Raw genomic sequence first — 14,181 nt, 5'->3', positions numbered from 1 at the left:
ACGGTCACCAGTCCGGTCCGGTCACCCCGCGATCGAGTCCAGTTGCTCGGCCGCCGGGCGCAGCGTCCACAGGTCACCGCCGGGCGGCGCCTCCAGCAGCGGCACGGCCTGCCGCGCCCGGGCGTCGCCCGCGTCGGCCGCCGCGTGTACGACGTCGGTCGCCGCGTAGCGGTGGAACTCCATCTCCGGGTGCGGCCACGCCTCGGCGCCCGTCGCGGCCGGCAGCAGGTACCGCACCGCCTTGAACAGGCTCTGCCCGTCCGGACCTTGATGGGCCCACAGGTTCACGCCTAGGTTCCGGCCGATGGCCGCGAGCCGGGTGTAGGCGACGAGGTCGAAGGTCGAGTAGTGCCAGCTGCGGGTGCGGGTCAGCTCCTGCGGCTGGCTGCCGTCGGCCGCGATCTGCGGATCGATGCGCCGGGGGCCCGCCTCGCGGACGGTCTTGCGGGCCAGTCCCTTGTCGCCGGTCGCGTGCGCGAGGGCGGCGAGCTGCATGTCGTAGAACGTGCCGTGATTGTTGGTCGCGGCGGCCTCCTGCTTGCCGAAGTCGCTGTTCTTCAGCCAGTCGAGGAAATCGGCGTTCCAGCGGTCCATCCTCGTGCGGTCGGCCTTCGTCCAGCCGGGGGCGCCCGTGCGGAGGATCGCCAGCGCGTCGACGACGGCGGTGTACGACTGCGAGAAGTCGATGATGCCGATCGCCCGGCCGTCGTACTTGCAGGGGATGAACTGCGCGTGGTTCAGGTTCGGGTTCATCCGGGTGGCCGGGTCGAGGAACCAGGTGCGCAGAATGCGTCCGGCCTTCTCGGCGTACCGCTGCCGGCCCGTGTAGTACCAGGCGAGCGCGAGGTCGTACGTCGAGTCGAAGACCTTCTCGACGTCTTGGCGGTCGGTGCCGCTGTCCACCTCGGGGTTGCGCTCGCCGTCGCGCTGGACGTAGGGGCAGCCCCAGGGGTTGTCGGCGGTGGGGGGCTTGGTGGGCCACCAGTAGGGCGCCTGGCTCAGGTAGTCGTGGACGTCGCCGCCGGGCGCGGGCTTCGGCTTGTCGACGACCGTCCAGGGGCCCTTGTCCAGCCAACGGTCGGCGCGGGCGGTCAAGTCCCGCAGGGTACGGCGGAGTTGAGGGTCACCGCGGTCGAGCCGGATCTTCGTCTGCTGGAGGCGGGTGCCGTCGAGTACGGCCGTCTCCGGGACCTTGGGAGCCGTGTACTCGGCGGCGGCCGGGACGATCCCAGCGGCGAGCACGGCCGCCGCGGTCAGCAGGACGCTCAGGCGTTGTCTTGCACTCATCGAGCCTCCGATCACGGATGTGAACGTCGTTCATGAGCAGGACTGAGTGAGCGTAAGACCGGCAGGTACAAGTGACAATGGCTCGGGCGGTCTTCATGTACAGAGTCGCGACGCACCGACGGCGACCACGACGCAGGCCGCCGCGACCATGGCGCCACGCCGGGCGGCGCCTCCGCGCTCGGGGCCCTGCGTGTGGGCAGGCGACGGGCGCGTTACCCCATTCCGGGGAAGCGCCGGGCCCGCCGGTACCCCGGCCGGCCTAGGACTGGGACCCTGCGTGCATGGCGCAATCGGAACAGATCACCACACCCGTCGACACGGTCGTCTCCCGCATGCGCGCCCTCGACGCGGCCCTGCCCGAGCGGGACGGGCTCGCCGTGTTCAACCGCGTCTACCTCACCGTCACGGAGGCCGTGGACCGGCGTATCGACGCGGGCCGGTTCCCCGACGCGCGGGCCGCGATCACGCTGGATGTGCGGTTCGCGGAGCGGTACTTGGCGGCCGTGGACGCGGTCGCCGGCGAGCGGCGCCCGCCGGCCTGCTGGCGGCCCCTGTTCCAGTACCGCCGCCATCCCGGGGTACGTCCGCTGCAGTTCGCGCTGGCGGGCATCAACGCGCACATCGGTCACGATCTCGCGCTCGCGGTCGTGGACGCCTGTCGTACGCTCGACTGCGAACCCGCCGAGCTGGAGGACGAGTTCGACCGCGTGGGTGATCTCCTGGTCTCGCTGGAGGAACGCATCCGCGAAGATCTGATGCCGGGCCCCGATCTCCTCCAGATCGCCGACCCGCTCACCCATCTGCTCGGCTCCTGGAGCCTGGAGCGGGCCCGGGACGCCACCTGGTCGACGGCCCGGGCACTGTGGGCGCTGCGTGAACTCCCCGATGTCGCCGAGGAGTTCACCGAGCGGCTGGACGCGGTGGTGGGGTTCGCGGGACGGATGCTGCTCACCCCGCTGCCCGACTGACCCGGGTCAGTCCTCCGGAAGCTCCACCGGCGCGATCTCGTCGTACACGTCGCCCGGGCCGGGGTTGGTCGCGTCGGTCGCCCCGCCGAAGTGGTGCATGACGCCCCACACCGCGTTCAGCGCGGTCTGGATCGCGCCCTCGGCCCAGCCCGCCGTCCAGGAGATGTCGTCGCCGGCCAGGAAGATGCCCCGCTTGTCCTCGGGCAGCCGGTCCTGCATGAAGTGCGTGAACAGGCGCCGCTGGTAGCGGTAGTGACCGGGCAGGTTGGCCTTGAACGCGCCCATGAAGTAGGGCTCGTTCTCCCAGGACACCGTCACCGGGTTGCCGATGATGTGCTTCCTGATGTCGACCTTCGGATAGATCTCGCCCAGCGACTTCAGCATGACCTCCATCCGCTCGTTCGCGGACAGCGGCAGCCACTTCAGGCTGTCGTCGCACCAGGTGTACGACAGACAGATCACCGCGGGCCTGTCGGGGCCGTCGTCGAGGAGGTAAGTCCCGCGCGTCATACGGTCGGTGAGGGTCATCGACATGACGTCCCGCCCGGTCTCCTCGTCCTTGTCGAGCCAGAAGGGCCGGTCGACGGGGACGAAGAGCTTGGAGCTCTCCATGTAGTGGGTGCGCTCGATGGCGGTCCAGTGGTCGATCGGGAAGAGCGAGTCGTCGCAGGCGATTTTCGACAGCAGCATCCAGGACTGCGCGGTGAAGACGGCCGCCTTGAAGGTGCGGATGTCGCCGTTCGCGTCGGTGACGGTGATGTGGTTGCCGGCGGTGCGGTGCAGGCGGGTCACGGCGGGGCGCGGTTCACCGCCCTCGTGCAGGGACTTCAGCGAGGTGCCGTACGCCCAGTGCACGATCTTCTCCGGCTCGCGCTCCCAGAGCCTGAGCGGCAGTTGCTGCGAGCCGCCGACGATGCCGCGGTGGTGGTCGTCGGCCTCGGTGTAGACGACCCGCAGGATCTCCAGGATCGAGTTGGGGAAGTCGGTGTCCCAGCCGCCGGTGCCGAAGCCGACCTGGCCGAAGATCTCGCGGTGCCGGAAGGACCTGAAGGCCTCGGAGTCGCAGAGGAAGCCGTAGAAGGTCTGGTTGTCGAGCCTCTCGACGAGCTTCGCCCAGATCTCCCGGATGCGCGGCACGTCGCGCTCGCGCAGGGCGCGGTTCATGTCGGAGAAGTCGGCGCCCTCTTCCAGGCACCTGTTCCAGGCTTCGGCGACGTCCCGGTAGACCTGCGGCAGGTCGTCGACCGTCTCGGCGTAGTGCGACTCGCCCTTGAGGTCGACGACCGTCGAAGGGGTCGCCTCCGCGAGGGGGTTGGGGAAGGGCCGGGTCTCCAGACCCACCAGGTCGATGTAGTGCTGGAGCGCCGTGGAGGACGGCGGGAACCGCATCGCGCCCATCTCGGCGGTGAGGGAAGGGTCGCAGCCGTCGAAACCGACGGTCCGCAGCCGGCCGCCGATCCGGTCGGCCTCGTAGACCACGGGCTTGAGGCCCATCTTCATCAGCTCGTAGGCGGCCACGATGCCGGACAGCCCGCCGCCGATCACCGCGACCTCGGTGCCGTGCTCGGTCGCGGGTATCTGGCCGAGGCCCGCCGGGTGGGCGAGGAAGTCGTCGTACGCGTACGGGAAGTCCGGACCGAACATGGTGATCGGCGGCTGCTGCGCGTCGGCGTGCTGGACGGCGTTGGGCACCGTGGACGTCATGGGGTGCGGACTCCTTGCGCGGAAAGAACTGCGGGAAGATCAGGGGATTTCAGACCAGGGACCCGTAGAGGCCGGGGCGGCGGTCCTTCAGATACGGGTTGGCCTCGCGGGAGGCGGCGAGGAAGGCCGGGTCGACGTCCGCGAGCAGCAGCTCCTCGCCGCGGCCGGCGCGGGTGCGGGCGATGCCGTCGGGGCCGGCCAGCGTGGAGAGCCCGACGAACTCGAACTCGCCTTCCTGGCCGACCCGGTTGACGTACGCGACGTACATCTGGTTCTCGAAGGCCCGCACCGGGACCACGGACTCGGCGACGAACTGGAACGGGTGCATCTGCGCGGTCGGCACCAGGAGGAGGTCGGTGCCGGCGAGGGCGTGGGCGCGGACGTTCTCCGGGAACTCGACGTCGTAGCAGATCATGAGGCCGACGCGGAGGCCGTTCAGTTCGGCCTGGACGACCGGCTGCTCGCCCGGGGTGAAGTGGTCGCGCTCGAAGCAGCCGAAGAGGTGGGTCTTGCGGTAGTTCGCGAGCCGGGTGCCGTCGGCGGAGATCAGCTGGGCGGAGTTGAAGACGGTCTCGCCGGAGCGCTCGGGGTAGCCGTAGGCGATCGCGAGGCCGTGCCGGGTGGCGGTCTCGGCGACGGCGTCGGCCCAGTCGCCGTCCGCGGGTTCGGCGAGGCGGGCGATGTCGTCGCCGATGGCGTACCCGGTCAGGAACATCTCCGGCGCCACCAGCAGCCCGGCACCGGCGTCCGCCGCCCGGCCCGCGGCCTCGTCGAGGACCTTGAGGTTCTCGGCGACGGAGCCGGGACGGCCGGAGCTCTGGAGCAGGGCGGTGCGCATGCGTGATCCTCACCGGGACGGAAGGGTGGTTGTGGGGGCCACGTAGACGGTACGGGCGGCCGGCTCGGGCGGACAAGGAGGAGCCGTTGCGCGTCAGTGAGCGGATTGTTGCGTCCGTTCCGGCTCCGGCGTCGATTCGTTGCGCGACCTCGGGCGGAGGTCCGGTACCCCCTGAGGCGCAGATCACCGCGGTGTCCCCGCCGGACGGCGGAGGCAGGGTGCCGCCCCTGGCGCGATGTGGCGCGGGCGCCGCCCGGCGAGAGTGGTGAGCGTCCGGTTGACCTGCGGAAAGGACCACCATGAACCGCCGTACGAAGACCGCCGTGCTCGGCGCCGCGCTGCTGCTCACCGCCGGGGCGGCGGGATCGGCCACTGCCGGTGATGACACGGACAAGCGGCGCGAGGCCGCCGCGCTCACCGGCACCGCGAAGCTCTACCGCGTCGCCGGGGACGACATCACCTTCACCTTCGACGCGCATCTGGCGGCGAAGGACAACGACAACCCGATGAAGGCGACCGGCACCTTCGAGTGGAGCCACTACATCGACGGGAAGGGTGCCTGGGCGAAGGCGAAGGTCGACTGCCTGGTCACCGGCGGCAAGGTGGCCGTCGTGTCCGGAATCGTCACGGACACCGACCTCGACGGCGCGAAGGGCACCCGCGTGGGCATCACCGTCCACGACACCGGCGGCACCGACCGGCTCGGCTACAGCTGGGCGACGACCGAGGACCTGGGTCCGAAGGACCTGCCCAAGTGCGTGAGCTCGGCGCCGTTCGAGCGGGTGAAGAAGGGCACGGGCGACTTCAGGGTCGTGCCCTGGCAGCCGCGTTTCTAGATCTCGTCTAGATCTCGCGCAGCCGCGCGACGATCACCCGCAGCAGCTCGGGGTCGGCGGCGGGACCGTCCGGCCCCGCCCGCCGCGGTTCGTCGATGCGTACGAGTCCGGCCTCGGCCAGATCCCCGAGCAGTACGCGTACGACGGTCAGCGGCAGGTCGGCGTCCGCGGCGAGCTCGACGACCGGGCGGGGGCCGTGGTGCGCCAGGGCGAGCAGGGAGGCTCGCGCGTGGTCGACGCCTGGCGGTCCGCCGTCCGGTTGCAGGGCCGTGACCTGCGCCAACATGTCGATGTGGTCCGCGGGCCGGGTGCGGCCGTGCGTGACGGTGTAGGGGCGCACCATCGCCCCGGTCTCGTCCTCGTACCAGTGCTCGTCGTCGGTCACGGGCGGATCAGGGGTCTGCCGGGTCGGCGGCGGCCGACCGTGCGCCGGTGGCCAGATGCCGGCCGACTCGGCGGACGAGCAGGGCCATCTCGTGGGCGAGCTGTCCGACGTCGGTCTGTGTCCCGCTGAGCACGGCGAGCCGGGTGCCGTCACCGGCCGGGGTGATGAAGAGGTAGGCGTCGTCGAGCATCACCATCGTCTGCCGTACCTGCCCCGCGTCGAACCGCTCCCCCGCCGAGCGGGCGAGCCCGTGGAAGCCGGAACAGACGGCGGCGAGGTGCTCGATGTCCCTCGCCGCCATGCCCTCCGACATGCTCAGCGGGAGGCCGTCTGCGGTGAGGAGTACGGCCTGGCGGACGTGATCGGTCCGGGCGACGAGGTCGTCGAGGAGCCAGCCGAGGTCGGTGCCGGCGCGTTCTGGAACGGAGTTCTGGTCAGGGCCCATTGTCGGCGTCCGTCCCCTCGGTGTCGGTTCGCTGCGTGGTGTCGGCGGGCATGCCCTTGCGTCCGCGGTCGGTGCCGCGCTGGAAAGCACCGAAGATCGCCCGCATCTCGTCGGGCGTGACGTCGGTGCCCGGCGCGTCCTGGCCGGCCCTTCGTCGCGCAGGCCCTCGGCGAGCGAGGCCTGACGGACGCGGGTGGGGAGAGCGGGCGTGGCCTGGACGCGGGTGGGCAGCGCGGGCCCGGCCTGGTCGCGCCCCCGCAGGGCGAGCACGTCCGCCCCGCTCCCGGACTCCTCCCGCGCCTTCCGCGACGCCGGCGCCCCCGACGGCCCCGCACTCCGCACCTCAGACGCCCCTGACCTCCCGCTCCCCGACTCGCCCCGCGCCTTCCGCGACGCCGGCGCCCCCGACGGCCCCGCACTCCGCACCGCGGACGCCGCCGACCTCCCGCTCCCCGACTCCCCCGGCGCCTTCCGCAACGCCGGCGCCCCCGACGGCCCCGCACTCCGCACCGCGGACGCCCCCGACCTCCCGCTCCCCGACTCCCTCGACGTCCCGCCCTCCGCCGCCTCCGGCATCCGCCCGTCCACCTCGGCGAGCACCCCCTCCGGCAGCAGCACCACCGCCGTCGTCCCGCCGTACGGCGACCCGCACAGCGTGACCTCGATGCCGTGCCGTGCCGCGAGCCGGCCCACGACGTACAGGCCCAGTCGGTCGTGCCGGGTCGGGTCGAAGTGGTGCGGGTCGGTGAGCGTGCGCCGGGCCTCGTCGAGCTGGTCGGGGTCGAGGCCGAGACCCCGGTCGTCGATCTCCAGGACGAAGCCGCCGCGGGCCTGCCCGGTGCGCATGGTCACCCGGGTGTGCGGCGGCGAGAACACCGTGGCGTTCTCGACGAGTTCGGCGATGAGATGGACGACGTCGGCGACCGCGTCGGCCGAGACGCCCACCCGCGGCATCGGCGGCACCTCCACGCGCGCGTAGTCCTCGATCTCGCCCACCGCGGAGGAGACGACGTCGGCGATCGGCACCGGACGCCGCCATCTGCGGCCGGGCGCCGCGCCGGAGAGGATGATCAGGCCCTCCGCGTGGCGCCGCATCCGGGTGGTCAGATGGTCGATGCGGAACAACTGGTCGAGGATGTCGGGGTCGTTCGTCCGCCGCTCCAGCGTGTCGACGAGTTTCAGCTGACGGTGCACCAGTGCCTGGTTGCGCCGGGCGATGGTGAGCAGCACCGAGAACTGGCCCCGGCGAAGGGTGGCTTGCCGCACGGCCGCCTCGATCGCGGCGTGCCGGGCCGCGTTGAAGGACCGGCCGACCTGACCGATCTCGTCGGCGCCCGCCTCCCCGTCGGCCAGCGGCGGCGCCTCGGCGAGCGCGTCCACCTCGTCGTCCGCACTCAACCGCTCCATGACATCCGGGAGTTGACGCGTCGTGAGCAGATCGGCCGCGTCCCGCAGATCCTCCAGCCGACGCGAGATCCGACGCGCACCGCGCACCGCGAACCACAGCGACAGCCCTACGGCCGCCAGCCCCACGACACCCACCACCGCGGCCTTGGCCAGCTCACGGTAGGCGAACGCCCGCCCGCGCTCAGCGGAGTTCCGCGCCGCCTCGGAGCACAACTCCATGTACCGCTTGACCGCACGGTCGGTCGTCGTCCGCCATGAGTCGGCCGCGACGGCCTGCCCCGCCCCGTCGGCGCCGGCCCGCAGCAGCGCGTCCTCACCGGCGGTCAGCGCACGGTGCACCTCCCCGCGCCGGAACTCCTCGAAGAGCGCCCGCGAGTCGGACGGCAGATCGGGCACATACGTCCGCTGGAAGACCCGCCGGTCCTCGATGGTCGCCGTGAGCGTGTCGTACTGCCGGTCGCTGAGGGTGCCGGCCGCCCGCGCACCGGCGACAAGAGCGTCCTCGCGGGAGACGAACTCCCGTACCCGGACGAGCTCGATGACGACCTGCGCCTCCCGCGCCAGCTGCCCGGCCTGCAGCGCGGTGAGCGTGGACTGAACGTCGAACCCGGGCTCCACGAGGGCGCCGTACTCGGTGACGGCACGGTCCCAGGAGATCTCGCGGGTCAGCACGCGCTCGCGCAGCCCGTCGAGTCCGTCCACGGTGCCGAGCATGGTGTCGAGGGCCCGCCGCTGCCGGTCGGAGAGCCGGTCGCGGTCCCCGTCCCGGACCGCCTCGCGCAGCGCGATCACCGCGTGATCGGTGCGACGCTGCTGTTCCATGAGGTCCAGGGCGGCCGGCGTGCGGTGGCCGGCGCCCAAGTAGGCAGCGGCGAGCCGTCGTTCGATCTGGATCTGCCCGATCGCCGTGTCGACGGGGGTGCCGAAGTCGTCGTACACCCCCTCGACCCGGGCGAGAGCGCGCAGTTCCCCGGTGACCGACACCATGGCGAAGCTCCACAGCGCCATCAGTGCGACCACCGGGGCGAGTGCGAGCGCCACGATGCGGGCGCGGACCGTGGTGGGACGGCCGATGAGCCGGCGCATGGTCTCCTCAGGGTTACCCGCAGGTGTTACCCGCCGGTAGCATGCGGGCGCCTGCAACTTACGGGATGCCGCTCGGGGAACGCAACGGTTGCCGGGAGTAACAGGAACGCCCGCCGCGTGGTCGCCCGGCGTGCCCCGTCACCTCACCGCGTCGCCGCTCTACCGGCCGCCAGCAGGGCCGCTGTCACCAGGTACGGCACCGCGAACACGGAGAAGGCGGTGCTGTGAGCGGCCGTCGCGCCGATCGTCGCGTACGCGCCGTACGTGGCGACCGTGGCCAGCTCGGTGCCGAGTCCCGCGAGCGAGGTCAGGGTGGCCCGGCGGCTGTCGTCGATACGGTCCTGGAGGCGGGCGTCGACGAGCACGGTCGCCAGCTGGAAGCCGCCGAAGGCGAGGGCCACGAGGCCGACCCCGGCCACGGACGACGCCGTGGCACCGACGGCGAGGGCGAGCGCGGCGCCCGCGAGGAGCCCTGCGAACCCTGCCGTGCCGAGGCGTTCTGCGGTACCGGCCAGCAGGCTCCCGGCCGTGGCGCCCGCCCAGATCAGCAGAAGCAGGTACGGAACGCTCTCGTCCGCCACGCCGATGTCCCGCACCAGGAGCGCCGTGTACTCGTCGAGCGCGCCCCACACCGCGGTGACGGCCGGAACGAGCAGCAGCGCCCCGACCACCGACCGGTCGGCGCGGGCTTCGGCGAGCCCCGCCCGCAGAGTCGCGCACCAGTTGTCGTCGTCCTCCGGGGGCGTCCGGTGCTCCGGGAACCGGCTGGCGGTCGCCGCGGCGAGCAGACAGGCCACAACGCTCGCCGTCCCGACGGCCGGGTAACCGCCCCAAGCGAACACCGGCCCGGCGATCCCCATCGCCGCCATGACGGCGATCAGCCCCGCCGCCCGCGCCCGGCCCATGACTCGGGCGTACCGGTCGGCCACGCCGAGCCGGCCCAGCTCATCGTGGACCAGGGCCTCCAGCGCACCGGAGCCGAGCGCTCCACCCGCGCCCCACAGGACGAAGCCGGCCGCGAAGGCCCAGTACGACGGGACGATCACCCACAGCGCGAAGCCGGCGGCGGTCAGCAGTGGGCCGAGCCACAGCAGCAGCCGGCGGGAGACGGCGTCGGCCCAGGCGCCGGAGGGGACCTCCAGCAGGACGCCGGTGATCGACCACAGGGCGAAGAGGGAGGAGATCTGCCAGACCGACAGCCCGGTGTCGCTGAACAGCAGCGCGTACACCGGGTAGAGCAGGACGAACTCGTCCAGGAACGAATAGCCGTACAGCGTCACGGTCAGCCGTCGGACGCCAGGCTCTGGTGAGGATCAATGTCGCCAGGTCATGACACCGATGGTAGACCGGCCGAGCACATGCGTGCCCGGAATTACGCCGGAGTTACGTGGGCGATCCCGACGAGAAGCGGCGCAGCAGCGGCGACAGCACCAGCACCGACTTCGTCCGCTCCACGAACGGCTCGCCCGCGATCCGCTCCAGCACCCGCTCGAAGTGACGCATGTCGGAGGCGAAGACCTGGACGACCGCGTCCGCGTCACCGGTGACGGTGGACGCGGCCACGACCTCCTGATAGCGCTCCAGGCCCCGCCGGATGGTCTCCGGCGAGGTGTTGTGCCGGCAGTAGATCTCGACGAACCCCTCGGTCTCCCAGCCGAGCGCCGACGGGTCCACCCGTACGGTGAATCCGGTGATGGCGCCGGTGGCGCGCAGCCGGTCCACGCGCCGCTTCACGGCGGGCGCGGACAGGCCGACCAGTTGCCCGATGTCGGCGTAGGAGCGGCGGGCGTCCTCGGCGAGGGCGTGCACGATGCGTTCGTCGAGATCGTTCAGCACTGCGGGAAGGTCACTTCACTTCTGGTGTTGCAAGGCGGGACCGGCGATAGCCGTACACGAAGTAGAACACGAGACCGGCGGCCATCCAGCACCCGAAGACGACCCAGGTCACGGAGTCCAGGCTGAACATGTTGTACGCGCAGAAGCCGAAGCCCAGCACGGGCAGTACCGGCCCGAAGGGGACCTTGAACGTCCGCTCCAGCTCGGGTCGCTTGTACCGCAGCACGATCACCGCGATGTTGACCAGCGCGAAGGCGAACAGCGTGCCGATGCTGGTGGCGTCGACGAGCTTGCCCAGCGGGATCAGGGCGGCGAGCGCGCCGCAGAACAGGGAGACGATCACCGTGTTGAGGCGGGGCGCGCCGGTCTTGGCGTGGACCTTGCCGAGCGCCTTGGGCACCAGGCCGTCGCGGGACATGGCGAAGAGGATGCGGGTCTGGCCGTAGAGCACGGTGAGGACCACGCTCGCGATGGAGATCACGGCGCCGAGCGCCAGCAGGGTGCCCCAGTAGCTCTGGCCGCTGACGTCGTTCATGATCGCGGCGAGGGAGGCCTCGGAGCCCTCGAACTTGGTCCAGTTCCAGGCGCCGACGGCGACCGCCGCGACGAGCACGTACAGCGCGGTGACGATGATCAGCGAGAGCATGATCGCCCGCGGCAGGTCCTTCTTGGGGTTCTTCGCCTCCTCACCGGCGGTGGAGGCGGCGTCGAAGCCGATGTAGGAGAAGAAGAGCGTGGCGCCCGCCGCACTCACGCCCGCCATGCCGAGCGGCATGAAGTCCTCGTAGTTGCCGGACTTGAAGCCCATGAAGCCGACCGCGCAGAACAGCACCAGCGCGGCGATCTTCACCGCGACCATGATCGTGTTGGCGCGGGCGGACTCCCGGACGCCGCCGAGCAGGAACACCATCGCGAGCAGGACGACGATCAGCGCGGGCAGGTTGATGATCCCGCCCTCACCGGGCGCGGACGACAGCGTCGCCGGGATGGTGATCCCTATCGTCCCGTCGAGCAGCTCGTTGAGGTACTCCCCCCAGCCGACCGCGACGGCGGCCACGGACACGCCGTACTCCAGCACCAGGCACCAGCCGCAGACCCAGGCGACGAGTTCGCCCATCGTTGCGTACGCATACGAGTACGAGGAGCCCGCGACCGGGATGCTGCCCGCGAGTTCCGCGTACGACAGCGCCGAGAACAGGGCCGTGAGACCGGCGATGACGAAGGCGAGGGTGACCGCGGGGCCCGCCTCGGGGACGGCGTCGCCGAGCACGACGAAGATGCCGGTGCCGAGCGTGGCACCGATGCTGATCATGGTCAGCTGCCACAGTCCGAGAGAGCGGCGCAGCGACCCTCCCTCACCCTGGCCACCCTCCGCGACCAGGTGTTCCACGGGCTTGCGACGCAACAGGCGCGCGCCGACGCCCGAGGAAGGGGGGACGTTCTGACTGCGGTCGTGCGGGGGTGCGCCTTGGTCGAGCACGCGCTGGCTCCTTCATCGCTGCCGGTCAGGGGCGACAGGGACCGGCGGCACCCCTTCGGGCAGGGACCCACCGAGCGGGGTCCCTGCCACGCCACGTACGAGGCGACAGCCTACGAGGAATGTCGTTGCCGTTGTAATGCAGCAACCTTGCGCATGCCCGCAAGATCATTGCGTCGATCGTGGATGGGTGAGCGTTCGTTGCACGGCGACTTTCGAGCGTTGCGTGCGGGGCCCTCAGAAGCTGTGTCACATCTCCTTTCCGCAGGTCCCGGCGCCATGAGGCATGGTGATACCTCGGTTTCCCGTTCGGGTGGGCGTCGAGTGGGCGGGCAGCCGAACGGCAGTGGAGGGATCGTCAGGCGGCTGTCGCGAGGGTGTCCGGGACCGCCTCGGTGCGGCGGAGCTGCCGGGCCAGACGGCGGGACATGAGGGTGATGAACGCCCACTGGATGTGAGCTTCGGCGTGGGACATCAGTCGTTCGTAGTCCCTCGCGTTGCGCCTCGCCCGCATGGTCCACGAATTGCTCCGCTCCACCACCCACCTCTTGGGCAGCACGACAAAGCCCTTGGCGTCCTCGGGACGGGGAACGACCTTGATGGTGATGCCGAGGGTGTTCTGGGCCCAGGCGGTGAACTCCTCGCCCCCGTAGGCGTTGTCGGCCCAGACCAGGACGATTTCGGGGTGCTCGGCATGGAGCCGGGTGAGCAGGATGTCGCTTCCGGCCGTTGATCATCTTCCCTTGATCCCATCCCCTGGTGGCGTTCGATACGGTTTCCGCGCCCTTGACGGACTGGGCATCGATGATCACGCGGACCGGCCAGGGGCAGCGGCTGCCGCGCAGACGCAGCCGGACGAGCCGTCAATGGTTCGGCTGCGGCAGCCCACTCGGAGCCCGGGCCCTCCTCGACATCGTGATGCAAGCCATGTCATCACGAAGCGCCCGCGAACTCCGAAAGATCGTCAGTCGGTCTGATGCCGTCTGGAACCTTCCGTCCGCGCCTACGCCGCGGACGGAAGGTGAAGAAGAAGCTCAGCGGGGCCGATACGAGAGCCGGCGTGCGCACCACCAGCACGGCGCCCGTGAGCAGCCCAACCGCCACCCACAGCAATGTCAGTCCCGTGGCGGCGCCCAGTAGTGCGATCAGGGCAGCACCGGACGCCAGGATGGTCGCGGTCGCCCCAATCAGGTCGTACCCAGCCGCGCATAGCCGCAGGTAGAATCGTCAACGGTGTTCTGACTGTAGTCGCCGAGGCATGCAAAGAACGCTATCTGCTGCCCCTCGGCGAGATTCCCGTACGACCGCTCAGTGCAGCCACCGGCGCCAGTGGTATGCCACTTGGCCGGCAACGCGCGATAATCGCTCCCAAGGTACGCGAAAACCACGATGGATTTCCCGTCCGCGGACCGGTCACACACCCACATCTTGTCACCGTCGCCGACCCATCGGGCGAACCCCGAACCCTTCGGGTCCCCCGTGTAACAGCCGAACTTTGTGCACGCGTCGTTCCCGGCGGCAGAGGCTTGCGGCGCGGTCGCGATCCCCAGGACCAGAGCTGCACCTGCGGCCATCGTTGCGAATGTTTTCTTCAACCCAATCTCCCCGTCAGCGGGCCAAGTGTCGGTGGTCGTCCGGCACCCTTGTGATCCCCGAACGTACGGTCCGCCGCGTACGATCCGCGTCCCACGCGGGGTTGAACTCCGGCGCAGACCAGCGCGGTAGCCGCCCGGTTCCTGCAACTTTCGCGGTACCGCAGGAGTTTGACGCCCATCCACCGGAACCGGCCTTACGCTGCTGCGATGCGGATCCGCCCCCTCGCCGTCGACGCGCTGATCGCGGCGGCGCTGACCAGTGTCGCCCTGCTGCTGGGGCCGGAGGCCGCGCGCCAGGGGCAGAACCCGCTCGACGT

Annotated in this window: 11 protein-coding genes; 2 read left to right on the top strand and 9 right to left on the bottom strand. The window is 70.9% G+C overall.

What is annotated here, in order from left to right:
- Positions 1–21 precede the first annotated feature (21 nt).
- Positions 22–1,287, bottom strand: a complete 1,266-nt coding sequence (locus tag KCH48_RS36265; protein WP_210581338.1) for an alginate lyase family protein — start codon at positions 1,285–1,287, stop codon at positions 22–24.
- A 281-nt stretch (positions 1,288–1,568) separates the two neighbouring features.
- Between KCH48_RS36265 and KCH48_RS36260 the strand changes: the two genes are divergently transcribed.
- Positions 1,569–2,255, top strand: coding sequence for a DUF5995 family protein (locus KCH48_RS36260; RefSeq protein WP_210581336.1), 687 nt, complete (start codon positions 1,569–1,571; stop codon positions 2,253–2,255).
- Between the two features lie 6 nt (positions 2,256–2,261).
- Here the strand turns inward: KCH48_RS36260 and KCH48_RS36255 are convergent, their stop codons facing one another.
- Positions 2,262–3,959 (bottom strand): NAD(P)/FAD-dependent oxidoreductase, encoded by a 1,698-nt coding sequence (locus KCH48_RS36255; RefSeq protein ID WP_210581334.1) that lies wholly within the window; start codon positions 3,957–3,959, stop codon positions 2,262–2,264.
- A 49-nt stretch (positions 3,960–4,008) separates the two neighbouring features.
- On the bottom strand, positions 4,009–4,797 hold the full coding sequence (locus KCH48_RS36250; protein WP_210581332.1) for a carbon-nitrogen hydrolase family protein: 789 nt from the start codon (positions 4,795–4,797) through the stop codon (positions 4,009–4,011).
- 299 nt (positions 4,798–5,096) lie between these two features.
- On the opposite strand from KCH48_RS36250, the gene KCH48_RS36245 reads away from it, so the two are divergent.
- Complete coding sequence (locus KCH48_RS36245; protein ID WP_210581330.1) at positions 5,097–5,633, top strand: hypothetical protein; 537 nt, start codon at positions 5,097–5,099, stop codon at positions 5,631–5,633.
- Between the two features lie 7 nt (positions 5,634–5,640).
- Here KCH48_RS36245 and KCH48_RS36240 read toward each other — a convergent pair whose 3' ends face one another.
- The 6 genes from KCH48_RS36240 to KCH48_RS36210 all read right to left on the bottom strand — a co-directional run bounded on the left by KCH48_RS36240 (position 5,641) and on the right by KCH48_RS36210 (position 12,981).
- Positions 5,641–6,018: a DUF742 domain-containing protein gene (locus KCH48_RS36240; protein ID WP_210581328.1), complete on the bottom strand. Its 378-nt coding sequence runs from the start codon at positions 6,016–6,018 to the stop codon at positions 5,641–5,643.
- Between the two features lie 7 nt (positions 6,019–6,025).
- Positions 6,026–8,956: a nitrate- and nitrite sensing domain-containing protein gene (locus KCH48_RS36230; RefSeq protein WP_246886422.1), complete on the bottom strand. Its 2,931-nt coding sequence runs from the start codon at positions 8,954–8,956 to the stop codon at positions 6,026–6,028.
- Between the two features lie 143 nt (positions 8,957–9,099).
- Positions 9,100–10,236 carry an MFS transporter gene (locus KCH48_RS36225; RefSeq protein ID WP_307841049.1) on the bottom strand — a complete coding sequence of 379 codons (1,137 nt, stop codon included), beginning with the start codon at positions 10,234–10,236 and terminating at the stop codon, positions 9,100–9,102.
- A 103-nt stretch (positions 10,237–10,339) separates the two neighbouring features.
- Positions 10,340–10,792 carry an Lrp/AsnC family transcriptional regulator gene (locus KCH48_RS36220; RefSeq protein ID WP_062713983.1) on the bottom strand — a complete coding sequence of 151 codons (453 nt, stop codon included), beginning with the start codon at positions 10,790–10,792 and terminating at the stop codon, positions 10,340–10,342.
- Between the two features lie 10 nt (positions 10,793–10,802).
- Positions 10,803–12,272 (bottom strand): amino acid permease, encoded by a 1,470-nt coding sequence (locus KCH48_RS36215; RefSeq protein WP_210581324.1) that lies wholly within the window; start codon positions 12,270–12,272, stop codon positions 10,803–10,805.
- 355 nt (positions 12,273–12,627) lie between these two features.
- Positions 12,628–12,981: a transposase gene (locus KCH48_RS36210; RefSeq protein ID WP_374104748.1), complete on the bottom strand. Its 354-nt coding sequence runs from the start codon at positions 12,979–12,981 to the stop codon at positions 12,628–12,630.
- Positions 12,982–14,181: the final 1,200 nt, after the last annotated feature.

It is taken from the genome of Streptomyces sp. GESEQ-4 (genome assembly GCF_017948455.1).
Taxonomy (GTDB): domain Bacteria; phylum Actinomycetota; class Actinomycetes; order Streptomycetales; family Streptomycetaceae; genus Streptomyces.
This window is presented reverse-complemented; position numbering and strand designations above follow the sequence as displayed.

Bases quoted from the DNA above. Each gene is read 5' to 3' on its own strand.
- KCH48_RS36230 (WP_246886422.1), bottom strand. From the start codon at position 8,956: ATGCGCCGGCTCATCGGCCGTCCCACCACGGTCCGCGCCCGCATCGTG.
- KCH48_RS36260 (WP_210581336.1), top strand. From the start codon at position 1,569: ATGGCGCAATCGGAACAGATCACCACACCCGTCGACACGGTCGTCTCC.
- KCH48_RS36245 (WP_210581330.1), top strand. From the start codon at position 5,097: ATGAACCGCCGTACGAAGACCGCCGTGCTCGGCGCCGCGCTGCTGCTC.
- KCH48_RS36255 (WP_210581334.1), bottom strand. From the start codon at position 3,959: ATGACGTCCACGGTGCCCAACGCCGTCCAGCACGCCGACGCGCAGCAG.
- KCH48_RS36265 (WP_210581338.1), bottom strand. From the start codon at position 1,287: ATGAGTGCAAGACAACGCCTGAGCGTCCTGCTGACCGCGGCGGCCGTG.
- KCH48_RS36250 (WP_210581332.1), bottom strand. From the start codon at position 4,797: ATGCGCACCGCCCTGCTCCAGAGCTCCGGCCGTCCCGGCTCCGTCGCC.